Source organism: Flavobacterium sp. LHD-80, from assembly GCF_030929605.1.
Classification (GTDB): domain Bacteria; phylum Bacteroidota; class Bacteroidia; order Flavobacteriales; family Flavobacteriaceae; genus Flavobacterium.
Window position 1 is genome coordinate 206,296 of the sequence record NZ_JAVFVS010000008.1, and the last position, 25,401, is coordinate 231,696.

The window sequence follows — 25,401 nt, forward strand, 5'->3', positions numbered from 1 at the left end:
TTTAATGAGTTGAATATTTATTGATTATAGTTAAAAGGCTGTTTTTTGTTTTTTAGTAAAGATTACATTTTTTATTATGCAGTTTAATCATAAGGTTTAACATAATTTTAATTTGTTGATCTGTTTTGTGCACTTTTTTTTTATAATTTTAGATGAATTCTTATAAAGCCTAAATCTAGGAAGCATGGATAGACACGAAATTAAATGTATAAACAAATCTAATAGGCAAAGTGCTTATGAAAGAATTGATAATATTGGAGGTTTAAATGCAAATGGAAGCAGATGGAGAATTCCTTTGCAGATGGCTATTGATGGAATTGAATCGGGAAAGTGGAGTTTTTATGTAAATAATAATGGATCTGTTGTTAATGTTGTGATTTCATCTCATGAAGGTAATAAATATTTAAAAACAGAGAATGATGGATTAGAACCAAATAATTTATTAAGTCTGCCAGAATGCCCGTACTAAAAATAAAATGCAACTAATTAAAAATGTTTTATATTCGTAATTTAATATTAAATATTTTAATTTGACACTTGACGAAAATCTTGGTCTAAGGAAAAACCCATTTTCTAAAAGATCTTCAGAACAAGAATTAGATTTCTTGGAAAATATTTTTTTTGAACCAAACTACTACAAGACACTTACAAGTGATTTATCAGGTGGAGATAGCCGATTCATTATTGGACAGCGTGGTCATGGAAAATCTTCCATTATTAATAAGTTAGTTGAAGACTTAGAAAAAGAACCTAATTTATTTGTGATCAAAATTGATAGGTTTGATACAATTCCCACTAAAAGAAATGAAACTGCATTTTTAAAACTAATTTTAAAAACTTTAGTAACGAAACTTGCAATTTATCTAGATAAAAATAAAGATTTAATTAAAAAGCTGGATTTGTCAGAAAAGCAAAAGCTGGCCTTTTTTATTAGATTGTTTTTTAGGACTTTAAGTAATGAAGAATATAAAAATATTTATGATAATATTCATAAAGTCAAAACCAGAAATTTATTTGTCAGAATTTTTAACTCATTAGGTTTAGTTCCTGCAAATACTGTTGTTTCGACTGCAATTTCAATTACCTCTAATTTTATTCGCCAGTCATTAGGACTTGAGATGATTGATTCTGCAAATGTATATAAAGAATACTTTGGGAAAATTTCAGAAGTTAATTTTCAAACAATAGATATCGATAAGGAAGATTGTTCAAAAGATGGCTTAAAACAAATGTTAGATCAGCTTTTATCAATATTTACTAAATTAGATTTTTATACGACTATAATTTTATTTGATAAAATTGACGAATATCAAGAGTTGAGTCAAGATGTTTCGAAGATTGGTACGTTTACAAGTGAGATACTCTCAGACACGGAACTTCTTTTAAATGATAGACTTGCTATTGGTTTTAGTTTATGGTCTGAGTTAAGATCAGAGCTTTCTGGAACTGTGCGATTTGATAAATTTGGATTCATAGATGTTCGTTGGAAATCTTCAGATTTAGAACCATTAATTAATAAAAGAATTAGATTTTTTTCTGTAAATAATAGTAAAACATTAAAAGATTTAGTTCCAAATGAAATTGATAGACATGAATTAATTCACATTGCAAATAATTCTCCACGGGATTTAATTTCCTTGCTTTCTGATATTTATCGTGAACAATCAAACAATAATCAAAATGTTAAATGCTTTGATGGTAATTCAATAACAAATGGTTTGATTTCATTTTGTTCGAATTACGATTATGATTCTATTTATCCTTCTAAGACAGGAAGAAATAAAGAAATAAAAGCTATGATAAATAGAATTCTAGGAGTTAGATTGATAAGATTTACTGTGAAACAATTGGCAGAGACTTATAATTTAAATGGACCTCAATCAGACGGACATATTAAACTAATGATTAATTATAGGTTAATTAGAGAAGAGGATATTTTAGGGCCAAATAATATTAAATATTATGAAGTAATTGATCCAAAAGTAGAATATCTTGTCAAGAGAATTGTAACTAAGATTGAATAATCTTTAATAGCACAGATTTGCAATTCGCGCTCACAAAGTAATTCGACAATCCAAATCAAAAAACAACTACTAAAAATAAAAACATCTTATTTAGCTCCGATGTAAAGAAATTTTTTTCTTTCTTCTTTAACAGAGAAAAAATATAGTGGACAGCCAGGCTATCAGGATGAGTTTTTTATTGATGTAAGTTTTTAAATAAAAAAAGCCATAACTTTTGTTATGGCTTTTTTTGGTATTTATCTATAATATGAATTACCTATCTTAATAATTTCGGGGTACTAATTCAGAAATATTTAAAAATGATACTTAATTCAAAAACAGATATTTATTGTTTTCTTAAAAATTTGAGTGCGCTTTAGTCTTCTTTAGACGTATATTGCGTTCAAATATGCTGCAAAAGTACAAACAACATGTTGATTAATTCTCAATTTAAGGTTAAATTTTTGTTTTTTATTTAAAATAGTACTCTTGAATAATGCAAAAATTGATTAATAGTTAATTTTAAAGCAAAGAAAGCTTCCAGAAACCCGCTGGAGCGGAGTTGAAATTAGTGCCAATAAAGTAATTCGGCAATCCAGATCAAAAAACATCTACTAAAAACAAAAACATCTCGTCTAGCCCCGATGGGAACGGCATCCTTTTTCCTGCTTCTTTAGCAGGGAAAAGATATAGTGGACAGCGGGACGAATCTTGTGTTGAAAACCAAATTTATGCTCCTTAAATTTTAAAAAATAAACTCAGGCCAACTCTTAACTTTTTGATAATATGATGAATGCTTTAATTTTTTTATATTTAAGTAAAAATTCACGTCATGGATATCAATTGGAACATAATAGGCATTGTGGCAATCTTGGTTGTTGTTTTGGTTGTGTTAACGATCAGAAAAAATTTGAAGGAAAAGAAGAAATTGGAAAATTTGCTGAATAACGATTTTAAAAAAGCAGAAAAAAAGAGAGTTGATGCTGATGACTCGGCAAATGAGAAATAATGCTTGGTTTGTCATTTCGAGGAACGAGAAATCACACTAGTAAATCGATAAAGATTGGCGATATACTAGTGTGATTTCTCGTTCCTCGAAATGACAAGATTGCGAAATTATAGAAAAATAAAACCCTTGTAAAAATAATTTACAAGGGTTTTATTTTGTGGAGAATATCGTCCAGATGCATCGGGAGAACCGATCACCTTCCCGATGTATCGGGATACTCTAGCCTTTTGTTGTTATTAGATTTTCGATATATTTTCTGCTTTTCATTTTTTTGATTTGCAATTCTCTTTTACAGGCATCACTTCTTGTCATGAATGTTTCAAAGTACTTTAATTCCCAGTCTTTAGCTACTTTGGTAAATTTACTTCTGCTATTTAAATGATCTTGTAAACGTTGTTCAATATTTTGACAAGAGCCAATGTAATACTTGTTCAGTGTTTTCGAATATAGGATATAAGTGTAAAACATAATTGATATAAATGAAAATACCCAAACAGATAATTGATTCTGTTTGGGTATTTTTTCAATAATTAGTGGAGAATATCGGATTCGAACCGATCACCTCTACGCTGCCAGCGTAGCGCTCTAGCCAAATGAGCTAATCCCCCTTGTTTTGTGAAGAATACTGTATTCGAACTGTCGCCTTCCCGATTTTTCATCGGGACGCTCTAGCCAAATGAGCTAATCCCCTTGTTTTGTGAAGAATACTGTATTCGAACTGTCACCTTCCCGATTTTTCATCGGGATACTCTAGCCAAATGAGCTAATCCCCCAAAGCGTTAACAAATAAAGTCAAATAAATTTCAAAAAACAAATTTCGGTGAGTTTCTGGAGTATTATTTTTCAAAAGCGTAACTTTACTTTTAAATCTGTTTTTATGAGTTTAGAAAATGCAAACGGAAGTTTAGAAACTTCTTTTCAAAATACTATTGCAACCGTTCAGTTTGGTCATCCTGCGAGCAATTCTTTTCCGCGCCAATTGTTGGACCGCCTTACGGCCGAAATTAATTCTTTAAGTCGAAATGAAAATGTTTCGGTTATTATTTTAAAAAGTGAAGGAAATAGAGTTTTTTGTTCCGGAGCTTCGTTTGATGAACTTTTACAAGTAGAAAATGAAGAACAAGGAACGGAATTTTTCTCTGGTTTTGCTCATTTGCTGAATGCGATGCGCAATTGCAATAAATTAATTATTGGTCGCGTTCAAGGAAAAGCAGTTGGAGGCGGTGTTGGAATTATTTCGGCTTGCGATTATGTTTTTGCTACACCGGAAAGTGCTGTGAAATTATCTGAATTGGCTATCGGAATTGGACCTTTTGTGATTGAACCAGCTGTTTCACGTAAAATTGGAAAAAGAGCGATGACCGAAATGACTTTGGCAGCGCACGAATGGAAATCTGCAGAATGGGCGCTTCAAAACGGGCTTTATGCATCGCTTCATAATGCAGCAGAATTAGATGTTGAAGTTTTAAATTTTGCTCAAAAACTAAGTTCATATAATCCGCAAGCTTTGTTTGAAATGAAAAAAATCATTTGGGAAGGAACGGAGCAATGGGAATCGATATTAATTGAGCGTGCTAAAATTACGGGAAAATTGGTTTTGTCTGATTTTAGCCGAAATGCTTTGCTTCAGTTTAAAAAATAAGGATTACTAATAAATTTAAACACATAGAAACATAGTTTTTGAAGCCGCAAAAAAGGCGTTTCACTTGCATTAATAAACATAGCTATGTGTTAGAAACTAGTTTCTTTCAATTGCCTTTCCAGAAAAGAAAAACCTATGTTTCTATGTGTTTAAATCAAATTTTAGAGTATGCATATTATTTCATTATTACAAAAAGTTGATGTTGCGGAGAAAATTAAAAACGCGCCAGACAGCGGTTATCAGATCGGTGTTGTGATTGGATCTTTTATTCCGTTCCTGATTTTAGGCGGAATTGCCTTGTGGATGTATAAGCGTGCTAAAAAAAGAGACGAAAACGGTTATTAATTTGTAAATTTGCAAGCTTAAAATTAAACATCGATGAGTAATATCAGAATTACAAAACAATTTAGCTTCGAAACCGGCCACGCTTTGTACGGTTACGACGGAAAATGCAAGAACGTTCACGGACACAGTTATAAATTGTCGGTAACTGTTATTGGTTCGCCAATTACAGATCGATCGAATGTGAAATTCGGAATGGTAATTGACTTTTCGGATCTAAAGAAAATTGTAAAAGAAGAAATCGTCGATCAGTTTGATCATGCAACGGTTTTTAATCAAACAACGCCACATATTGAATTGGCTAACGAATTGAAAAATCGCGGACACCACGTAATTTTGGTTGATTATCAGCCAACAAGTGAAAATATGGTGGTTGATTTTGCTGAAAGAATCGTAGCAAGACTTCCAAAAGGAATTTCTCTTTTCTCATTAAAACTTCAAGAAACTGAATCGTCTTTTGCAGAATGGTATGCTTCTGATAATTTGTAAATAGTCGAAAGTCAAAAGTCAAAAGTCAAAAGTTTTATCTTAGTTGTCAAAAAAATCTAAGAAGTCTAACAATCTAAGAAGTCTAAAATTCTAATAATCCAAATGAAAAAAATATATTTTGCTTCAGATCAGCATTTTGGTGCGCCAACTCCTGAATTGAGTTTACCGCGCGAAAAGAAATTTGTGGCGTGGCTAGATGAGGTTAAAGAAGATGCGGAAGCTATTTTTTTGCTGGGTGATTTGTTTGATTTTTGGTTTGAGTATAAAACGGTTGTGCCAAAAGGTTTTGTGCGTATTTTAGGCAAATTGGCTGAAATTCGCGACAGTGGGATTCCGATTTACTTTTTTGTTGGGAACCATGATCTTTGGATGAATGATTATTTTGAAACCGAATTGAATATTCCGGTTTATCACGACAACAAAGAATTTACTTTTAACGGAAAAACCTTTTTAATTGGCCACGGCGACGGAAAAGGTCCTGGCGATAAAGGGTATAAACGAATGAAAAAGGTGTTTACAAATCCGTTTTCAAAATGGCTTTTCCGCTGGCTTCATCCAGATGTTGGAGTTAGTTTAGCACAATATTTATCGGTAAAAAACAAACTGATTTCTGGCGACGAAGATGTAAAATTTCTTGGTGAAGAAAATGAATGGCTGGTTTTATACGCCAAACGAAAGCTAGAAACGAAACACTATAATTATTTCATTTTCGGGCATCGTCATTTGCCAATGATTATTCCGGTTGGAGACGATTCTAATTACGTGAATTTAGGTGATTGGATTGGTTATTTTACCTACGGTGTTTTTGACGGAGAAACTTTCGAACTTAAAAAATTCGAAAAGTAATTCCGATTTTATTTCGTTGGATAAATTCCGATTTTGTGTGTTCTCAAAATATATTCTGAAAGTTGTTTGCTGCTTGAAAGCTGAAATTTAATTGCTCCTGACGCTTTTTTCGGCATATGACATTCCACACAATTAGAAGCCAATAATTTTTCGGGCATTAATTTCTGTGTTTTTTCGTTGTGTTTTAAACCTTGATGACAACTCATACAGATTTTTGAATACGATGCCATATTCTTAGAAGCATTTTCATGCGGATTATGACACGTAATACAATCCATTTTTTCGCTGTTGATGAAACATTTGCTTTGTGCCATTAAACGGAACTGATTTCCATGAACATCAAATTGTGCTGTGTCTGTAACGCTTCTCGTTGCTCTGTAATAATCTGTTAAATTATCTCCTGGTTTAAAATCAAAACGCGATTTCATTTTCATTCCGTCATTTCCAGCGTGACAAAGTGCGCAGGCATCAAGTCTTTGTTGTCTGCTTAAATTTTTATAACTAGTAATGCTGTTGGCTACTTTTATATTTGGATTTTTCAAATGAAATTCAACATGTTTTTTGGCTGGGCCATGACATTTTTCACAGTCAATTCCGTAAACGATTGTTTCCTTTTTGATGATATCTTCAACATCCATTGACATCATGTTTTTTTCTGCAGAATTTTGATTCACGCTTCGGCTACTTGCATTTGAGGCATGACAGGAATAACAGTCTTTTACAACCATTCGGTCAAAATAAGGTTTATCTGCTGGAAAACCTGGACTTGTTGCCCAGTTATTTATTGCATTATAGTAAGAAAGTGGAAGTTCGTAAGTGTTATTGTTTCGCCAATAAACCGAAGTTTGAGCATGTTTTATTCCAAAAACAATATCAAAACTATGTGCCTCGACTTTTTTTCCGTTTTTATATAAAACTTGAAAAAGACTATCGCCGTGTTTTTCCATTACCAATTTGGTGTCTTTGTCATAAATAAAAGTATGATCACCTTTGTCAAAATCACCCAAAATATTTCCGGGCATAGCTGGCGCTGTAGCCTTAAAGTGCGAACTTTTTAAAGCCATGTCATATTGTGTCTGATGGCATTGAATACAGCTTTCAGAACCCGCATAATCAGTACCGCGAGGATCAATATAATCGTCAGATGAATTTTTACAGCTTGTAAAATATACAGCTAAAACCAGAAGGGCAAAAAGAATGCGGATTTTTTTCATTGCCGTAAATATACTTTTTTTTGAAGAAAATCAAAATATATTTCAATAATGAAAAAATACTGTTAAAATATTTAGAATGGTTCTTAGTTTAAGCCCGGACCATAAACATATTCATCTAATTCAATTCGGAAAAGAGAACCTTCAACTAAATCTTTAATTGATTTTAATTCGGTCATAGAAACGGCTAAATCTATAGAAGAACAAGGTGTTTTCAATAAAAATTTATGGCACGAATATTTTAATTCGCAGGCTTCGCAACAAGCATTTTCAATAATGCTGTCTTCAATCAAATCACAAAACTGATTCATTTCTGCAATTGTAAAGTAAAAGCCAGTTTCCTTAAAAACCAATTGTATTTTGTCAAGAATGGTTTGGTTATTTTGTTTCCAATAAAAAGCTATCCCAAAGTTGTTATGATATATCTGTTCTATTTCTCTCATCGTAAATCCTTTTATTCAGACAAATATAAATATTATTTATATTAATTCTAAATAAAAAAATCATAAAAATTTGAAAAATGTTTTGGTCCAGCTTACATAATCGTGATGAGAAAAGAAGTTAGGATTTGTTGTTTAAGAGAGGTAGAATTATTTTAGTTCATTCCAGAACCGTGGATATATTCATTGAGATTAAGTCGAAATAATGAACCGTCAACCAAGTCTTTTATAGAATCTAATTCCATTGGTGATATTTCTAAATCTAATGCAACGTAAGGTGTTTTCAATAAAAACTTATCAAAGACGCGTTTTGTGCTATGCGTATCATCAGTATTTTGATCAATTACGCAATCTTCAATTAAATCGTGAAATTCATTCAGTTCCTGAACTGAAAAATAAAATCCCATTTGCTTAAAAAGAAGTTGAATTTTATCTGATACAATTTCATTGCCTTCTTTCCAATAAAATGAAATTCCAAAATCGTTGCGATATATTTGTTCGATGTCCTTCATGGCATTTTTTTTACGCTGCAAAGGTACACACTCTTTGTATTAACACTTGATTAAGAAAAGCATAAAAAAATGCTAAAAAAACCTTGTTAATAATTGATTTTTAGTTGTTTATATTGATTTTTAGGAATTCGATTTTAGATGAAATAAAAGTGAGAAATAGTAGATTTCATCAACTAAAAATTAACGCTTTAAAATGGTATAAATGATAGTATCTGTTGTGACATAGTGATCATCTTCTTGAGGATGATAGTTTTTTAATATAAGATGCATTTTTAATGTGTCTTTTTGAAATTGAATATCTTCTTTGTTGAAATACAGATTGTCTTCAAATTGAAATTCACCAATATTTTTTTCAAATAAAAAGTACTTTTTTTCAATTACTTCATATTTACAGCATGCACCTAAAAAACCTCCAAATTTTTTATTGATTTGAATTTGACCATTTTCAAAACGAGTATCATTTGGAACAAAGAAAAAAAGAAAAATGGATCCTAAAACAGCACCAAAAACGCCATCGATTAACCAACTTATAAAAATGAAAATAGGAGAAAAGATAAAAAGTGAAAAGTATAAAGCTCTTTTTTTAAATGGTTTCACATAATAAAAGAACAAGATACAAGCTGAAATATAAAATAGAATTTTAAGAACGAGACGTAAATTGGCAATTAAACCAATTTCGAAAACAGCATTAATTATGAAATTAATTAAAAGTATAATTAATGCTGTTAGATGTATTCTTAAAATTCTATTTTTAAGTTTAATCATTACTCCTGATTATGATGCTCATCCATATCTTTTTTCAAATCTAAATTTCTAAAAGTTGGAGATATAAAACCAAAGCCTAAAACGGTTAAAAGTGTAATACTTCCGCCAAAAACAACCGAAGTAACAGTTCCCATTAATTTCGCAGTTGCACCACTTTCAAAAGCGCCTAATTCATTTGATGATCCAACGAAAATTGAATTTACAGCACCAACGCGCCCACGCATATGATCGGGTGTTTTAAGCTGTAAAATAGTTTGGCGAATAACTACAGAAATTCCATCGGCAAGTCCGCTCAAGAATAAAGCGAAAACAGAAAGCCAGAATGATGTAGAAAGACCAAATAAGATGATAGAAAGTCCAAAAACAAAAATGGCAACTAAAAGTTTTTTTCCTGCATTTTTGTATAAGGGAACATAAGCGGAAACGAGCATTGTAATAAAAGATCCAATCGCAGGAGCGGCTCTTAATATCCCAAATCCTTCAGAACCGACTTTCAAAATATCTTGAGCGAAAACAGGTAATAACGCTACTGCGCCTCCAAAAAGTACAGCAATCATGTCAAGCGATAAGGCTCCTAAAACAATTTGGTTTTTGAATACAAAAGTTAATCCTTCTGTAAGACTGTCTTTTATTGATTCTCCAATTTTTGGATTTATAATTGGTTTTGCGCTGATTTGTGATAAAGCAATTAAAGAAAGAAGAGAGAATCCAAAAACCAGACACATCGACCAATGAACGCCAATCCAGTTAATTGAGAATCCAGCCAATGCTGGTCCCATTACAGCTCCGATTTGCCATACCGAACTGCTCCAAGTCGCCGCATTTGGATATGCTTTTTTAGGAATAATCAATGATAGAAGAGAGAAAATAGTTGGCCCAAGAAAAGCTCTAACTAATCCGCCCAAAAAGACTAAAGTGTAAATGGAATATAAAATAACAGTTTGAGATAAATCGCCAACAACTTTTGGCCAAGTCACTAAAAACAATCCGAAGCTGATTACCGAAAATCCAAGAATACATTTTACTAATAATCCTTTCTTTTCTTTTTGGTCAACAATATGACCAGCAAATAATGCCATAGAAACTGCGGGAATAACTTCCATTAAACCTATAATTCCTAGCGAAAGCGGGTTTTTAGTTAAACTGTAAACTTCCCATTCAATCACAATAAACTGCATTGCCCAGGCAAAAAACCATGCAGAAACGCAGTAATAAAAATACATTGAATTCTCTATAACGAAGTGCCTGATACGGGTCTGGCTTGTTTGATTTGTCTTTCATTTGTTCTAATGTCTTTCAGCATAAGCTGTGTTGAAATGTTTCCGTTCCATTCATTTTCAGCTATTGTATAAGCGAGCTGAAATGTATTTTGATTTTTTGTGAGATCTAATTTTTTTCCGAGCCCAAAGCCAATTGCAGCAATTCCGTCTGAATTAGTTTGTTTAGCGAAAAGTCTTAAATGTTCATCTTCTGAACCTAAAGTTTTGGCATAACCGGTATCTTTTACATCCGAAGTCATAAAAACAGGAGTCATATTTTGCGGGCCAAAAGGCTCAAATTGTTTTAAAATCCGAATCAGTTTTGGGGTAATATCTGAAAAATTAATTTCGGCGTCAATTTCGATTTCTGGAGTTCGCATTTCCGGAGAAATTGTCGAAGAAACTTGTTTTTCAAAAGCTTCTTTAAAAGTCTGATAATTTTCGGCTTTCAGCGTCATTCCGGCTGCGTACATGTGACCTCCAAATTGTTCCAAATGCTCTGCGCAAGCATCTAATGCATTATAAACATCAAATCCTTTTACAGATCTTGCCGAAGCGGCATATTTGTCACCACTTTTCGTAAAAACCAAAGTTGGGCGATAATAGGTTTCAATCAATCTCGAAGCCACAATTCCGATCACGCCTTTGTGCCAGTCTTCCTGAAAAACAACAGTTGAAAAACGTTCCACTTCGTTGTTTTCTAAAATTTGCTGAAAAGCTTCTTTGGTGATTTTTTTATCTAAATCTTTTCGATCAGCGTTGTATTGTTCAATTTCAGAGGCAAATTGCTGCGCTTGTTCAAAATCAAATTCTGTCAGCAATTCAACTGCATGATTTCCATGTTTAATTCTTCCTGCTGCATTAATTCTTGGCGAAATAATAAAAACAACATCGGTAATATCTAAAACTTTCTTTTTTACCTGATGTACCAAAGCTTTAATTCCGGGTCTTGGTTCGCTGTTAATTACTTGCAATCCAAAATAAGCTAAAACGCGATTTTCTCCCGTAATCGGAACAATATCTGCCGCAATTGCTGTAGCAACTAAATCGAGATAGGGAACCAAATCTTCAATCGTTTCACCTCGATTTTGTCCTAAAGCTTGAATCAATTTAAAACCAACGCCACAACCACACAATTCATCATAAGGATAATTACAATCTTCTCTTTTTGGATCTAAAATAGCAACCGCTTCTGGAAGAAATTCTCCAGGACGGTGGTGGTCGCAAATAATAAAATCGATGTTTTTTGCTTTCGCGTAAGCGATATGATCGATCGATTTTATACCGCAATCGAGTGCTATAATTAATGAAAATCCGTTGTCGTCGGCGAAGTCAATTCCTTTAAAAGAAATTCCGTAGCCTTCATCATAACGATCCGGAATGTAAGTTGCAATATTTGGATAATGAGATTTTAAATACGAAGAAACCAAAGAAACTGCAGTTGTTCCGTCGACATCATAATCGCCAAAAACCAAGATGTTTTCCTGATTTTCAATAGCCGATTCGATTCGGGAAACCGCTTTATCCATATCTTTCATTAGATATGGATCATGAAGATGTTCTAAAGACGGACGAAAGAAATTCTTAGCGTCCTCAAAAGTTTCAATGCCACGCTGAATTAAAAGTGTTGCTACAAAATCTTCTACATTTAAGGCCTGCGCTAAATGTTTGATTTTATCTTCAGAAGGTTTTGGTTTTAATGTCCAACGCATGGGTTGATTTTAAATTTTAGATTTTAGACTTCAGATTTTTGAAATCGTTTAATCTGATTGTGATTTTTTTAAACACATAGAATCATAGCTCATTGGGAATTTAAAAAGGCGTTTCACTTGCATAAATTCACATAGCTCTATGTGTTAGAAACTAATTTCTTTCTAATTTCTTTTATTCATAAACAAAGAAATCGATGTTTCTATGTGTTTATTTTTTTGCGCATTGCCGATGGTTGTCGGAAGCGGTAGAGATATTCTGTTTCAACTTTGTCAAAGTTTGAAACTTTGACAAAGTTTTTAGCGTGTAGATTTCAGCAATCTAAAATCTACACTCTAAAATCTAAAATTATTTTGCTTCCAAAGCATTTCCTTCAAACTGGATTCCATCCCAACCCAAGTTGATAAAATTTCTAATGTTTTGGTGATTTGTTCCGTTTGGATTTCCTAAAACTTCTTCAAAATAAAAAGCGCCAAAACAAGCTAAAGTTTCGTCTTTGCTTAGGTTTTGCAGTTTTGCGAAAGAAAATAGTTTACAAGAACCTGAATTTTCGCCTGCAGCGTTATGCTGTGTTCCATTTTGAAAAGCAGTTGGCGTAAAATTGTAGTTTTCTTCGATTACGGCAATAGTTTCAGGAAATGTGATTTGAGTTGGAATTTGTTTTACTTTTTCTAAAAAGGCTTGAATGCTCATGATTATAGTTTGATTTATTCTGGACTGATGTATTTTTCCAAAGAGATATAGTTAGTATCTGTTTTTATTGATTCTGGGACTTTTTTTAATAGAACTTTAATTTCTTCTTTATTGAAATTTTTCTTTAAAAAGTTCAATCTTTTAACTCCGCTTTTTGATTTTATAAATTTAACAGCTAATATTTTGTTTTTATTAATAGTATATTCTACGACTATACTATCTAATGATTTTAACATTTCTTGGTCTTCTAACTTGTCACGATTTTTTTCAATGAATTTTTTATTTTCAGATTTCCATTCGTCAATCAATTGTTCATTTTCTAAAGCAAATTGATGATCTAGATTTGATTTACAAGAAAAAGTTATTATCAATAAAAAGGTTAAGAATACTTTATTCATATTAATTATTCTTCATCCTTAGAATACTTACTTTTCTTAGCTTCTTTTTCTATGGTTTTTCCGGCAACGACCACGACAATTTCGCCTCGTGGTGCGGTTTTTTCAAAATGCGCTAAAACTTCTTTTGCCGTTCCGCGTACATTTTCTTCGTGTAATTTTGATAATTCTCTCGAAACGCAAACTTGTCGGTCTTCTCCAAAATATTGTACAAATTCAGATAAAGTTTTAACGAGTTTATGTGGAGAAACGTATAAAATCATCGTTCGGGTTTCTTCGGCTAAAGCCAAAAAACGAGTCTGACGTCCTTTTTTATCAGGCAAAAAACCTTCAAAAATAAATTTATCATTTGGTAATCCACTGTTAACTAAAGCGGGAACAAAAGCCGTTGCCCCTGGAAGACATTCAACTTCGATTTTATTTTCGACGCAAGCACGAGTTAATAAAAATCCAGGATCTGAAATTGCCGGAGTTCCTGCGTCAGAAATCAAAGCGATAGTTTCACCAGCTTTCAAACGTGCAATTAAATTTTCGGTTGTTTTATGCTCATTATGCATATGATGGCTGTGCATGTGTGTGCCAATTTCAAAATGCTTCAGGAGTTTTCCGCTTGTTCGGGTGTCTTCGGCCAAAATCAAATCGACTTCTTTCAAAACCCGTATGGCTCTGAAAGTCATGTCTTCAAGATTGCCAATTGGCGTTGGAACGATATATAATTTTGACATAGTATATTTTAAATTTAACACGAATTGCACGAATTAGCACAAATTCGAAGTCTTTAGAAAATTTCACAAAGAAAAATTCGTGTCAATTCGTGAAATTCGTGTTTTGTTTTTTTATGAGAATTTCTTCTCTATAATTCCTAGAAAACGCTCTGCGTAATCGTCTTTTCCTTCCCAATTATTATAATCTGGTTTTACCATGTTTTCGATAAATTCCTGTGCTTCGCCATACGTGTCAAAAGTCAGTAATTGATTTAAAACGCGACTATAATCTTCAGTGCTGTTTCCAAAAAGGTTTTTAGTAAAAGCAATTCTGTCATTTAAATCAACGTGAAAACCTTTTGCCAGTTTTTCGTTTAAAGTAGTAGCTTTTGGTTCAGATGGCGTTTCTAAAACGGCAGTTTCAATTATTGTCTCTTGCGGTTCATTAAGTGATGGAAATGGAGTTGAAGGAACGGCTTCAAAGCTTTCTACTTTTACAAATTGTGCATCGGCATAATTGACTCCGAAATCTTCAAATGCAATTGGAATAACAGTAGATTTTGATGAAGCTTCAATTTTTGGCTCTTCTATTTCTGCTGGTTTTTCTAATTCAAAAGCCGGTTTGAAATCGGGAATTGGGTTTTTGTCGCTGCTTGTTTTAAATGAAAGATCATTTGCTTCGATTGTTTTTTTAGCTTCAGAAACGGCTTCTTTAATTTTTTCAATAATTGGATCTTCAACATTTACAACAGTTTCAGTTTTTTTGACTGCTTCAGTTTCTTTTACTTTTTCAATAATAGGTTCTTCAATTGATTCCTGAATTTCTTCTTCGATTGGTTCCGATGTTGTTTCTTCTGGAATTTCGGCAATTATTTCTTCAACAATTGCTAGCTCAGGAGTTTCTTCAATTGGAATTTCTACAACTGTAACTGGTGTTTCAATTTTAACTTCCGCTGGAGCTGTTTCTTCTTTTTCGAAAATAGTTTCGATTTGAGAATTGATTTCGCTGTGGCTGATGGTAGGTTTTGCTTCATCGAAATTTTCATCGACAAATTTTAAAATCGCCAGTTTCTCATATAATTTCTGCGTTTCAAGATACAATTGATTGATATCGGATTTGTTTTTAAGTTTTAAAATTCGATGTGCAATGCTGATTAAATCGGCTTCCAATTTTTTTTTCATAACTGTTGAAATTATAGTGAATAGGGGTATTTTAATATATTTTGTAATTGAATGTCTTTTGTACGAGAGGAAATCAACACGATATTTTTATTATTTCTGTTAATAAACATTTACCAATCTCCGATTTGATAAAAATTTTCTACTTTTGAAAAAACGTAAAACAGCGATTTTTTGCGTCAATTTATTACCAGTACAAAGTAATAAAAACTATTCATTTTTAAAGGTAGAAAAATACAAAATGTTTCTCGAAAATACAGTAAATCACAAAGAACAATTTGGTTGGATTGAAGTTATTTGTGGATCAATGTTTTCGGGTAAGACCGAGGAGTTAATCCGCAGATTAAAACGCGCCCAATTTGCCAAACAAAGAGTCGAAATCTTTAAACCTGCTATTGATACCCGTTATCATGACGAAATGGTGGTGTCTCACGATGCCAACGAAATTCGTTCAACGCCAGTTCCGGCGGCGGCTAATATTTTGATTTTGGCGCAAGGTTGCGACGTTATAGGAATTGACGAAGCTCAGTTTTTTGATGATGAAATTATTACGGTCTGTAATGATCTTGCTAATCAGGGAATTCGTGTAATTGTTGCCGGACTTGATATGGATTTTAAAGGGAATCCTTTCGGGCCAATGCCAGGACTTATGGCAACAGCAGAATATGTTACCAAAGTTCATGCAGTTTGCACCAGAACCGGAAATCTTGCCAATTATAGTTTTCGTAAAACGGATAATGATAAGTTGGTTATGCTTGGTGAAACCGAGGAATACGAACCTCTTAGCCGAGCAGCATATTTTAATGCAATGAAAAAAATACAAGAAAAATAAACCTCAAATTATTTAAGATTTAGATAGTATGAAAGAAACGCAAAGTCGTAAAAAACAAAATGTTTTATTATTTGCAGTTATAGGAATTGCGATTGTTTTAGCTGTTTTTTTTCAGTTTTATCTTTCTGAAAATAAAGATGAGGTAAATACCGAAATTGTTGAATTAGTTGGGAAATACAATAAAAATTGCCCATTAACAATTCAAGAAGGTATTCGTTTAGACAGTGTGAGTTTGCATGAAAAACAAGTTGTTCAATATAATTTGACCTTGCTAAATGTTGAAAAAACAACTGCAGATGTAAACTTGATTCAGGATGAAATCAAAAAAAGTCTTTTAAGTACAGCCAAAGCAAATCCGGGGCTTCAGGTTTTTAGAGATAATGATTATACTTTGATTTATAGTTATAGCGATAAAAAGAAGGTATTTTTGTTTACAGTGAAAATATTGCCGGATCAATATAAATAATTAGAAAATTTAAATGTTGCTAAACCCGACAGGTTTTTAAAACCTGTCGGGTTTGCTTTTTATGTAAAATCAAAATGCGATATGTAAACTGGACTTCAGTCCAGTTTAATATACGAACGGGAAAAAAGAAACCCGACAAATTTAAAATTTGTCGGGTTTCTTTTTTAAATGAACTTATATCTCTTATATGGTTTAAAAAAGAATTAAATCTTCTTTCTCATTCTCGCAACCGGAATATCAAGTTGTTCACGGTATTTAGCAATTGTTCTTCTCGCAATTGGATACCCTTTTTCTTTTAAGATTTCTGCCAATTGATCATCTGGAAGTGGTTTCTTTTTATCTTCTTCTTCAATTGTATTCTTAAGAATTTTTTTGATTTCTAAAGTCGAAACATCTTCACCCTGATCATTTTTCATGGCTTCAGAGAAGAATTCTTTAATTAATTTTGTTCCGTATGGCGTTTCAACATATTTACTGTTTGCTACACGCGAAATCGTCGAAATATCCAAACCAACCATATCCGCAATATCTTTTAAGATCATTGGTTTTAGCTTGGTTTCGTCGCCGTCTAAGAAAAATTCTTCCTGATAATGCATAATCGCATTCATCGTAACAAAAAGCGTTTCCTGGCGTTGTCTAATCGCGTCGATAAACCATTTAGCCGAATCCAGTTTTTGTTTGATAAATTGAACCGCATCTTTCTGCGCAGTCGATTTATCACGTGAATCTTTATACGTCTGCATCATTTCCTGATAATCTTTAGAAACATGCAGGGAAGGAGCATTTCTTCCGTTTAAAGTCAGTTCTAATTCGCCGTCTACAATTCTGATGGCAAAATCGGGAACTACATTTTCTGTAACTTTATTATTTCCGGTAAAAGAACCGCCCGGTTTTGGGTTTAGTCTTTCAATTTCATGAATCGCTTTTTTAAGCTGTTCGTTCGAAACGCTGTATTTCTGTAAAAGTTTGTCGTAATGTTTCTTCGTAAAAGCATCAAACTGATTTTCGATAATATCAATCGCTAAATCAACATATTCTGTTGGTGTTTTGTGCTTTAATTGCAATAATAAACATTCCTGTAAATCACGTGCTCCAACGCCCGAAGGCTCGAGTTCGTGAATCACGTGCAACATTTTTTCGACCATCGCTTCATCAGTATAAATTCCCTGAGTAAAAGCCATATCGTCTACAATATCTGGAACGCTTCTGCGGATGTAACCCATATCATCAATACTTCCAACAAGGAATTCAGCGATTTCGCGTTCTTCATCGTTCAAAATAAAAGTATTCAGCTGATTGATTAAATCCTGATGAAAACTGATTGGCGACGCAAAAGGCGTTTCGCGTTCTTCATCATCACTATAATTATTAACCTGAGTTTTGTAATCAGGTGTGTCGTCGTCGCTTAAGTATTCGTCAATGTTAATGTCGTCTGCTTCGATTCTATCTGATTCTGCATCATCATAATCGTCGTAGTCTTCATTGGCAAATTCATCGGCTTCGTATTCGTCTTCCTTTCCAGCTTCCAGAGCCGGATTTTCGTTCATTTCTTCTAATAAACGCTGTTCAAAAGCTTGCGTAGGCAATTGAATTAACTTCATCAGCTGAATTTGCTGTGGAGATAATTTTTGTGATAATTTTAAATTTAAAAATTGCTTGAGCATAGTTAAGGCGCTATTTTTTGCCACTAAGGCGCGAAGGCACAAAGTTTTATTTGTTTTTTGTTTCTTGTTTTTTTGCCACTAAGGCGCTAAGACACAAAGTTTTCTTCTTTATTAAAAAATTTAAAATACTCTTTTCGTATTTATAAATCTTCTGATACCGCTCTTTATCAACGGAACATTGAAATTAATTAAAAAGCCTAAATCTTTATCCAGTAATTTTATCTGACTTATAATTTGTGCTTCCCAAACCGGATTCATTTGTTCTACAGCTTTTATTTCTATAATTATAGAATCTTCAATCAGTAAATCTAATCTTAAGCCTTCGCTAAATTCAATTCCATCATACACGATTGGAATATCAACTTGGCGCTTTACATCAAGACCAGCTTTAGCAATTTCGTGAGCTAGACAAACTTCATAAACTCTTTCTAATAATCCGGGTCCAAGTTGTTTATGAACTTTAAATGCTGAGTTAACAATTATCTTTCCAATTTCTTCCGTTCTTTCTGAGAGCATTTTGTCTTGTTTTTGCCACGAAGACGCGAAGGCGCAAAGTTTTTTTAAGTTTTTAAATCTTAACTAAAAAATAAAACAATACTTTGAGATTTTGTGTCTTCGTGGTATTATTTAATTTTTTTGAGTCTTTAATTCATTCAGTTTAAAAGTAACTTAGCGTCTTTGTGCCTTCGTGGCAAAACTTCCTAGAATTCTGCACTTCCAGGAGTTCTTGGGAAAGGAATTACGTCTCTAATGTTTGTCATTCCTGTAACAAACAATACCAAACGCTCAAATCCTAAACCGAAACCTGCGTGCGTTGCTGATCCAAATCTTCTCGTATCTAAATACCAGTATAATTCTTCTTCGTCGATTTCCAACGCTTTCATTTTCTCAACCAAAACATCGTAACGCTCTTCTCTTTCAGAACCACCAACGATTTCTCCAATTCCAGGGAAAAGGATATCCATAGCACGAACTGTTTCTCTTCCAGGTTCTGTGTTGTCGTTCAAACGCATGTAAAACGCTTTAATGTTTGCTGGGTAATCAAATAAAATTACCGGACATTTAAAGTGTTTTTCAACTAAATAACGCTCGTGTTCTGACTGTAGATCAGCTCCCCATTCGTTGATGATATATTGGAATTTCTTCTTTTTATTTGGAGTCGAATCTCTTAAAATGTCAATTGCTTCTGTATAAGAAACACGTTTGAAGTTGTTCTCCAAAACGAAGTTCAATTTCTCTAACAAACTCATTTCGCTTCTTTCAGCTTGTGGTTTTGATTTTTCTTCTTCTAAAAGTCTTCCTTCTAAGAATTTCAAATCATCTTGACAGTTGTCTAAAGCATATTTAATTACATACTGAATAAAATCTTCAGCCAAATCCATGTTGTCATCAAGGTCGTTGAAAGCAACTTCCGGCTCGATCATCCAGAATTCTGCCAAGTGACGAGAAGTGTTTGAATTCTCCGCTCTAAAAGTTGGTCCAAAAGTATAAATCTGACCCAAAGCCATTGCGAAAGTTTCACCTTCTAATTGTCCAGAAACCGTTAAGTTCGTATGTTTTCCGAAGAAATCTTTTTTGAAATCAATGTTTCCTTCTTCATTTTTTGGAAGATTATCCAAAGGCAATGAAGTTACCTGGAACATTTCTCCAGCACCTTCAGCATCAGCTCCAGTGATAATAGGCGTGTTTACATACACGAAACCTTTTTCCTGAAAATATTTGTGAACCGCAAATGACAATACCGAACGCACACGCATAATCGCACCAAAAGCATTTGTACGTACGCGCAAGTGAGCGTTTTCACGTAAAAACTCTAAAGAGTGTTTTTTAGGTTGCATTGGGAATTTCTCAGCATCAGAATCTCCAAGGATTTCAAGTTTGTTCACCTGAATTTCATATTTCTGACCTGCACCTTTGCTTTCAACTAAAGTTCCAATTACAGAAACCGCAGCTCCAGTCGTGATTCTTTTTAAAGTTTCTTCCGGTGTATTTTCAAAATCAACAACACATTGAATATTATTAATTGTAGAACCGTCATTAAGCGCGATGAACTGATTATTTCTAAAAGTTCTCACCCATCCTTTTGCATTCACTTCCTGTAGCGTCGTCGTACTGTTTAATAAGTCTTTAACCTTTGTGTGTCTCATTTTAATTTTAGATTTATAGATTGCTGATTTTAGATTAAAATAAAACCAGTGTTTTTATATCGAATTGCAAATATAAACGATAATAATTAATTTTTGAAGCTGTTTCCTGCTCTCCGCTGTATCTTTCTATTTTTAAAGAAAAAATAGAAAGGATGCCGCTTCGATCAGGGCTAGGGCACTCGTTTTCAAAAGAAGCACCTGTTTTTTATTTCTCTTATTTTTTGTCATTTCGACGAAGGAGAAATCCTCGTAAGAAACTCGACAAAGATAAGAAGTACTGCACGGAGCTACTCGCGAAGATTTCTCCTTCGTCGAAATGACAATATTGTGTATAATAGTTATTTTAAAAAATCGTATAATCTTAAGATGAACAACAAAGCGCCAGCAATTATAAGAAATAACCAATATTTTTTTAGAGGTTTTAAATCTTCTCTATTTGTAGACTTTAAAATTGTTCCAAAGATAATTGGGATTACAGATGTAAATAGACCTAGCATATTTAATGTTTTACTTATCCAATCCCTCCAATTCCTCTTTCTTAGTCTTCTTCTTCTCAAAAGTCAAAACCAAAGAAGGCAATACAACCAAATTCGCAAACATCGCAAAAGCCAAAGTACAAGAAATTAATCCTCCAAGTGCAATCGTTCCGCTAAAGCTTGACAATGTAAAAGTCGCAAAACCTAAGATCAAAACGACTGATGTATAAAAAGTACTGATTCCAGTTTCTCTTAAAGCGCTGAAAACCGATTTTTTTACTTTTCCGTTGCTCTGAATCAAATCATGTTTGTACTTCGCCATAAACTGAATTGCGTTATCTACAGAGATTCCAAACGCAATACTAAACACAAGAATAGTTGATGGTTTCAACGGAATTCCGAAATACCCCATTAATCCAGATGTAATACAAAGCGGTAAAACATTTGTGATGACAGATGCCATTACCATTTTGAAAGATCTAAATAAATACAGCATCAAAATCGCAATTACTAAAATCGCAAAAATCAGCGATTCAATTAAATTGTCAACTAAATACGAAGTTCCTTTCTGGAAAACCAATGCTTTTCCGGTAACGGTAACTTCATAGCGATCTTTCGGGAAAATTTCATCGATTTTAGCATGCAATTTTTTCTCGACTTTCGCCATTTCGTCCGTTCCAATATCTTTCATGAAAGTCGTGATTCGGGCATATTGTCCAGTTGAATCAACGTAAGCTTTCATTAAATTTTCTTTGCTGTTTTTGGTTGCATTTTTAGCATAACCCAAAATAAAAGTCTGTTCTTGCGAAGTCGGCAATTGGTAATATTCTGGATTTCCGTTGTAGAAAGCCTGTTTTGAATATTTAACCAAATTCACAATAGAAACTGGTTTTGCCAATTCCGGAATTTCAGCAATTGTATTTTGCAATTCATCCATTTTACGAATGGTCGACGCTTTCATAACACCTTTTTTGTGTTTGGTGTCAATCATAATTTCAAGTGGCATAACGCCGTTGAATTCTTTTTCGTAGAATAAAATATCTTTAAAGAAAGAAGCGCTTTTTGGCATTTCACCAATCAAACTTCCTGAAACTTTCATTTGCGAAACTCCAATTACACTGAAAACTAGAAACAATCCGTAAACAATATAAACGTAGCGACGTTTTGTTTTAACCAAATCTTCCACAACATTCAATAAAGTCGAAATATATGTTTTAGTCAAATGGTATAAATGTTTTTCTTTTGGCAAAGGCATAAAACTGTAGATAATTGGCACAATTAAAAGTGTCAATAAATAAACAGAAATTACGTTGATAGAAGTTACTAAACCAAATTCAAAAAGCAAATCATTTCCGGTAATCATAAAGGTTGCAAAACCTATCGCAGTTGTCAAATTCGTCATTAAAGTCGAAACTCCAATTTTAGAAATAACACGCTGTAACGCTTTTGCTTGATTGTTATGTAATTTGATTTCCTGCTGATATTTATTAATCAAGAAAATACAATTCGTGATTCCGATTACGATAATTAATGGCGGAATAATAGCCGTTAAAATTGTGATTTTATAATGAAATAATCCCAGTGTCCCAAAAGACCAAACAACGCCAACAATCAGAATACATATCGAAATAAATGTAGCACGGAACGAGCGGAAAAAGAAAAAGAAAATCAACGAAACCGTCAATAAAGCAGCGCCAATAAACAATCCAATTTCGCCTTTCATATCAGCCGCATTAATCGTTCTGATGTATGGCATTCCCGAAACTTTCAGGTCAATTCCGGTTGTTTTTTCGAATTTATCAATTTTCGGAACCAAGTTTTCTAAGATAAAAGTTTTTCTTTCCGGTGTATTTACAAGCGCTTTGTTGATGTAAATTGCCGAACGGATACTCCCACTTTCTTTATTAAACAGCAAACCTTCATAAAAAGGCAAATTGTGAAATAAATCGTATTGAATCTTTTTTAAATATTCAGGATCTTGAGATTTAGCTTGATCGATAAATGGCGTAAGAACGAATTTTTCGTTTACAGTATCTTTTTCTAGTTTCTTCAAATCATTTAGAGAAACTACTAAATCAACCTCTTTAGATTTTTTTAAACCCGTCATCAATTCATTCCAAGCCGCATAGTTTTTTGGCGTGAAAAATTTTGGATCTTGAAAACCAATTACAACTAGATTTCCTTCTTCGCCAAATTTGTCCAGGAATTTTTGATAGTCCTTATTTGCGATATGATTTTTAGGAAGTAAGTTAGCTTCGGTATACGTCATAGACAGGTTTTTCCATTGGTAACCAAGGAAAATTGTTAGAGCAGCAACTAAAACTAAAATTGTAATTCTGTTTTTAAGTATGATTCGGGCTAGTTTTTCCCAAAAGCCAACTTGAATAGCGTTTTTCATAAAATCTTTAAAAATGGTTGCAAATGTAGTGAAAATGGCTCAAAATCATAAACAATCGATTGTATTTTACGCAATGTTAACACAATTTTGCAATTCTTGCAATTGTGATAATTTTCTTATTTATTAAGGTTTAGTCGTAAGCTTTTCTCATATTTGCAGTTAATTTAAAATAGGAAAAGAAAATGAATTGGATTTTATTGATTATTGCAGGACTTTTTGAAGTAGGATTTGCATCATGTCTTGGAAAAGCAAAAGAAACAACCGGAATTGTATCAACGTATTGGATGATTGGTTTTTTTGTGTGTCTTTCAATCAGTATGATTTTATTATATAAAGCAACGCAAACATTGCCAATTGGAACTGCTTATGCGGTTTGGACAGGAATTGGCGCGGTTGGAACTGTTTTAGTCGGGATTTTTGTTTTTAAAGAACCTGCAGCTTTCTGGAGAATATTTTTCCTGACTACTTTGATTGCTTCAATTATTGGATTGAAGTTTGTTTCTAGTCATTAAGTGATGGCACGCGGATTAAACTGGTTTGCACAGATTTTTCTTTTTAAATTTAGTTATTCATAATTACAGTGAACAAATAAAATCTGTGCAAACCAGTTTAATCAGTAAAATCAGTGGGCAAAAAAACTTTTAACTATTCTTAAAAAATGCAGCAAAACAATACCACAACTTTTATTTTTTTAGCAATTCTTCTATTGCTTGTCGTCATCATCGGCATTATGGTTTACCAATTAATGCAGGCAAAAAAAGCAAAAGATGAAGCCGAAAAGAGTTTTTATGCGCTCGAAGTAAAAGTAAATGATTTGCAGTTGGAAACATTGGAATCAAAACTGAATCCGCATTTGTTTAAGAATATTTTGAATTCGATTCAGTCGCACGCGTATCAAACTTATTTTGCTTTAGATAAATTGGCCAATGTTTTGGATTATATTTTATACGAAAGCAAAAAGAAATTCGTCACGGCCAAAGAAGAAATTGATTTTGCGCTGAATTTAATCGAAATCAACAAAATCAAAATAAGTCCGCTTTTTGAATTAAAGATCAAAACCAACATCAATAAAGAAGATAAATTATACGATCAGCCTTTATTGGCACCTTTAATTTCAATTGATTTAATTGAAAATGCCTTTAAACACGCTGATTTGCAAAGTGCCGATGCTTTTATTTCGGTTGTTTTTGAGTTCAAAGACAATTCTTTTTTTATGACGGTTTCGAATAAAATTTCGGATAAAAAAGTATTAAAAAAAGAACGAAGCGGTTTTGGACATGCAACTTTAGAGCATCGTCTGAGAATCATCTACAAGAATAATTTCAAACTCGACAAGTTTGTAGAAAACGATGTTTATATTGCGCATCTAAAAATAGATTTACTTGGATACAAAACTGAAATGCTTGCTTCTGGACGATGAGCTTCCGGGATTAACGTACCTAAAAATGCTTTGCGAACAAATTCCTGAATTGGAAATTGTAAAAACTTATAATAATCCTGAAAAGCTTCTTTCTGACATTCCTGATCTTGATTTTGATCTGCTGATTTCTGACATCGAAATGCCAGGAATCGACGGACTTCATTTGGCTGAAATGCTTCAAAATAAATTGGTCATTTTTTGCACCGCTTATAAAGAATATGCCGCCGAAGCTTTTAATATCGATGCTGTAGATTATATTACAAAACCTGTAAAATTAGAACGTCTGCAAAAAGCAATTTCTAAAGCGATTGAACGTTTTGAAAAGCCGGAAACAGGAAAAAAATTCATTCAGCTGAATACTGATAAAGGAAAAATGCTTCTTTATTTTAATCAGATTCAGTATATAAAATCAGCAATTAGCGATAGCCGTGATAAAACGGTCTTATTGACTGACGGCAGTTTTTTGAATTTGAAAAACATAAAATTCGACACACTTTTAAAAGATTTACCAGAAGCTGATTTTTGCCGAGTTAATAAAAAAGAAATTGTTGCCGTAAAAGCAATAAAATTCTTTAATCACAACGAAATTGTATTGCATCATTTGGAAGAAAACAATAAAAATGCAAGCTTAATTTTGAGTGAAACCTACCGCGCTGACTTTTTGAAAAAGGTGAAAATATAAAGGATAAAATAAGTCAAAACCTTGTCAGGCTGAGCGAAGTCGAAGCCCTTTTTTAATGAGTTTTAGAACTTATTACAAAGTTTTACAGACTTATTACATACATTTAAAATTAGCTGC

The 25,401-nt window shown here is 33.0% G+C and carries 26 protein-coding genes, 1 tRNA gene and 1 pseudogene; 12 read left to right on the forward strand and 16 right to left on the reverse strand.

Features of this window, described 5'->3' with window-relative positions:
• Nucleotides 1-184 precede the first annotated feature (184 nt).
• The 3 genes from RB619_RS12340 (at nucleotide 185) to RB619_RS12350 (ending at nucleotide 3,012) form a co-directional block, all read left to right on the forward strand.
• A complete protein-coding gene (locus tag RB619_RS12340; protein ID WP_308097845.1) occupies nucleotides 185-469 on the forward strand; it encodes a DUF3892 domain-containing protein in 285 nt (94 codons plus the stop codon).
• A gap of 61 nt (nucleotides 470-530) precedes the next feature.
• Nucleotides 531-2,024 (forward strand): P-loop ATPase, Sll1717 family, encoded by a 1,494-nt coding sequence (locus tag RB619_RS12345; protein WP_308097847.1) that lies wholly within the window; start codon nucleotides 531-533, stop codon nucleotides 2,022-2,024.
• An 811-nt stretch (nucleotides 2,025-2,835) separates the two neighbouring features.
• Nucleotides 2,836-3,012 (forward strand): hypothetical protein, encoded by a 177-nt coding sequence (locus RB619_RS12350; protein ID WP_308097849.1) that lies wholly within the window; start codon nucleotides 2,836-2,838, stop codon nucleotides 3,010-3,012.
• Between the two features lie 219 nt (nucleotides 3,013-3,231).
• Here RB619_RS12350 and RB619_RS12355 read toward each other — a convergent pair whose 3' ends face one another.
• The gene (locus RB619_RS12355) at nucleotides 3,232-3,480 is read right to left on the reverse strand and encodes a GIY-YIG nuclease family protein (RefSeq protein ID WP_308097851.1); all 249 of its coding nucleotides are present in this window, start codon (nucleotides 3,478-3,480) and stop codon (nucleotides 3,232-3,234) included.
• A 66-nt stretch (nucleotides 3,481-3,546) separates the two neighbouring features.
• Nucleotides 3,547-3,620: transfer RNA gene (locus tag RB619_RS12360), tRNA-Ala, on the reverse strand.
• Between the two features lie 269 nt (nucleotides 3,621-3,889).
• Here RB619_RS12360 and RB619_RS12365 point away from each other — a divergent pair.
• From RB619_RS12365 to RB619_RS12380, 4 genes are all read left to right on the forward strand, one after another.
• Nucleotides 3,890-4,654, forward strand: a complete 765-nt coding sequence (locus tag RB619_RS12365; protein ID WP_308097853.1) for an enoyl-CoA hydratase/isomerase family protein — start codon at nucleotides 3,890-3,892, stop codon at nucleotides 4,652-4,654.
• A 168-nt stretch (nucleotides 4,655-4,822) separates the two neighbouring features.
• Nucleotides 4,823-4,999, forward strand: a complete 177-nt coding sequence (locus RB619_RS12370; protein ID WP_308097855.1) for a hypothetical protein — start codon at nucleotides 4,823-4,825, stop codon at nucleotides 4,997-4,999.
• A 33-nt stretch (nucleotides 5,000-5,032) separates the two neighbouring features.
• Nucleotides 5,033-5,485 carry a 6-carboxytetrahydropterin synthase gene (locus RB619_RS12375; protein ID WP_035653234.1) on the forward strand — a complete coding sequence of 151 codons (453 nt, stop codon included), beginning with the start codon at nucleotides 5,033-5,035 and terminating at the stop codon, nucleotides 5,483-5,485.
• A 102-nt stretch (nucleotides 5,486-5,587) separates the two neighbouring features.
• Nucleotides 5,588-6,331: a UDP-2,3-diacylglucosamine diphosphatase gene (locus tag RB619_RS12380; protein ID WP_308097858.1), complete on the forward strand. Its 744-nt coding sequence runs from the start codon at nucleotides 5,588-5,590 to the stop codon at nucleotides 6,329-6,331.
• An 8-nt stretch (nucleotides 6,332-6,339) separates the two neighbouring features.
• On the opposite strand, the gene RB619_RS12385 is transcribed toward RB619_RS12380, so the two are convergent.
• The 10 genes and pseudogenes from RB619_RS12385 to RB619_RS12430 form a co-directional block, all read right to left on the reverse strand.
• Nucleotides 6,340-7,545, reverse strand: coding sequence for a cytochrome c3 family protein (locus RB619_RS12385; RefSeq protein WP_308097860.1), 1,206 nt, complete (start codon nucleotides 7,543-7,545; stop codon nucleotides 6,340-6,342).
• A gap of 83 nt (nucleotides 7,546-7,628) precedes the next feature.
• Nucleotides 7,629-7,985: a hypothetical protein gene (locus RB619_RS12390; protein WP_308097862.1), complete on the reverse strand. Its 357-nt coding sequence runs from the start codon at nucleotides 7,983-7,985 to the stop codon at nucleotides 7,629-7,631.
• Between the two features lie 152 nt (nucleotides 7,986-8,137).
• The gene (locus RB619_RS12395) at nucleotides 8,138-8,494 is read right to left on the reverse strand and encodes a hypothetical protein (RefSeq protein WP_308097864.1); all 357 of its coding nucleotides are present in this window, start codon (nucleotides 8,492-8,494) and stop codon (nucleotides 8,138-8,140) included.
• Nucleotides 8,495-8,674: 180 nt separating this feature from the next.
• Nucleotides 8,675-9,259, reverse strand: coding sequence for a hypothetical protein (locus RB619_RS12400; protein WP_308097866.1), 585 nt, complete (start codon nucleotides 9,257-9,259; stop codon nucleotides 8,675-8,677).
• Nucleotides 9,259-10,540 (reverse strand): annotated as a pseudogene (locus RB619_RS12405) (MFS transporter). Before RB619_RS12405 ends, RB619_RS12400 begins: the two are co-directional and overlap by 1 nt.
• A complete protein-coding gene (gene recJ, locus RB619_RS12410) occupies nucleotides 10,491-12,230 on the reverse strand; it encodes a single-stranded-DNA-specific exonuclease RecJ (protein ID WP_308097868.1) in 1,740 nt (579 codons plus the stop codon). Before recJ ends, RB619_RS12405 begins: the two are co-directional and overlap by 50 nt.
• A 346-nt stretch (nucleotides 12,231-12,576) precedes the next feature.
• Entirely contained in the window at nucleotides 12,577-12,921 is a 345-nt protein-coding gene (locus tag RB619_RS12415; RefSeq protein ID WP_308097870.1) for a HopJ type III effector protein, read from the reverse strand.
• A 14-nt stretch (nucleotides 12,922-12,935) separates the two neighbouring features.
• A complete protein-coding gene (locus RB619_RS12420; RefSeq protein WP_308097872.1) occupies nucleotides 12,936-13,319 on the reverse strand; it encodes a hypothetical protein in 384 nt (127 codons plus the stop codon).
• A 5-nt stretch (nucleotides 13,320-13,324) separates the two neighbouring features.
• Complete coding sequence (gene rsmI, locus RB619_RS12425) at nucleotides 13,325-14,041, reverse strand: 16S rRNA (cytidine(1402)-2'-O)-methyltransferase (protein ID WP_308097874.1); 717 nt, start codon at nucleotides 14,039-14,041, stop codon at nucleotides 13,325-13,327.
• A gap of 111 nt (nucleotides 14,042-14,152) precedes the next feature.
• Nucleotides 14,153-15,202, reverse strand: a complete 1,050-nt coding sequence (locus RB619_RS12430) for a hypothetical protein (protein ID WP_308097876.1) — start codon at nucleotides 15,200-15,202, stop codon at nucleotides 14,153-14,155.
• Between the two features lie 238 nt (nucleotides 15,203-15,440).
• Between RB619_RS12430 and RB619_RS12435 the strand changes: the two genes are divergently transcribed.
• Together RB619_RS12435 and RB619_RS12440 are read left to right on the forward strand one after the other, a co-directional pair.
• Nucleotides 15,441-16,031, forward strand: a complete 591-nt coding sequence (locus tag RB619_RS12435; protein ID WP_115887456.1) for a thymidine kinase — start codon at nucleotides 15,441-15,443, stop codon at nucleotides 16,029-16,031.
• A 28-nt stretch (nucleotides 16,032-16,059) separates the two neighbouring features.
• Nucleotides 16,060-16,497 carry a hypothetical protein gene (locus RB619_RS12440; RefSeq protein ID WP_308097878.1) on the forward strand — a complete coding sequence of 146 codons (438 nt, stop codon included), beginning with the start codon at nucleotides 16,060-16,062 and terminating at the stop codon, nucleotides 16,495-16,497.
• A 203-nt stretch (nucleotides 16,498-16,700) separates the two neighbouring features.
• Here RB619_RS12440 and rpoN read toward each other — a convergent pair whose 3' ends face one another.
• The 4 genes from rpoN to RB619_RS12460 form a co-directional block, all read right to left on the reverse strand.
• The gene (gene rpoN / locus RB619_RS12445; RefSeq protein WP_056208502.1) at nucleotides 16,701-18,161 is read right to left on the reverse strand and encodes an RNA polymerase factor sigma-54; all 1,461 of its coding nucleotides are present in this window, start codon (nucleotides 18,159-18,161) and stop codon (nucleotides 16,701-16,703) included.
• A 120-nt stretch (nucleotides 18,162-18,281) separates the two neighbouring features.
• Entirely contained in the window at nucleotides 18,282-18,677 is a 396-nt protein-coding gene (locus tag RB619_RS12450; protein WP_308097880.1) for a GxxExxY protein, read from the reverse strand.
• 185 nt (nucleotides 18,678-18,862) lie between these two features.
• Nucleotides 18,863-20,308 (reverse strand): asparagine--tRNA ligase, encoded by a 1,446-nt coding sequence (gene asnS / locus RB619_RS12455; RefSeq protein ID WP_308097882.1) that lies wholly within the window; start codon nucleotides 20,306-20,308, stop codon nucleotides 18,863-18,865.
• Between the two features lie 507 nt (nucleotides 20,309-20,815).
• Nucleotides 20,816-23,182: an MMPL family transporter gene (locus RB619_RS12460; protein WP_308097884.1), complete on the reverse strand. Its 2,367-nt coding sequence runs from the start codon at nucleotides 23,180-23,182 to the stop codon at nucleotides 20,816-20,818.
• Nucleotides 23,183-23,364: 182 nt separating this feature from the next.
• Between RB619_RS12460 and RB619_RS12465 the strand changes: the two genes are divergently transcribed.
• The 3 genes from RB619_RS12465 to RB619_RS12475 all read left to right on the forward strand — a co-directional run bounded on the left by RB619_RS12465 (nucleotide 23,365) and on the right by RB619_RS12475 (nucleotide 25,284).
• On the forward strand, nucleotides 23,365-23,694 hold the full coding sequence (locus tag RB619_RS12465) for a multidrug efflux SMR transporter (RefSeq protein WP_308097885.1): 330 nt from the start codon (nucleotides 23,365-23,367) through the stop codon (nucleotides 23,692-23,694).
• 146 nt (nucleotides 23,695-23,840) lie between these two features.
• Complete coding sequence (locus RB619_RS12470) at nucleotides 23,841-24,602, forward strand: histidine kinase (RefSeq protein WP_308097888.1); 762 nt, start codon at nucleotides 23,841-23,843, stop codon at nucleotides 24,600-24,602.
• Nucleotides 24,565-25,284 carry a response regulator transcription factor gene (locus tag RB619_RS12475; RefSeq protein WP_308097890.1) on the forward strand — a complete coding sequence of 240 codons (720 nt, stop codon included), beginning with the start codon at nucleotides 24,565-24,567 and terminating at the stop codon, nucleotides 25,282-25,284. The genes RB619_RS12470 and RB619_RS12475 overlap by 38 nt, the downstream gene beginning before the upstream one ends.
• Nucleotides 25,285-25,401: the final 117 nt, after the last annotated feature.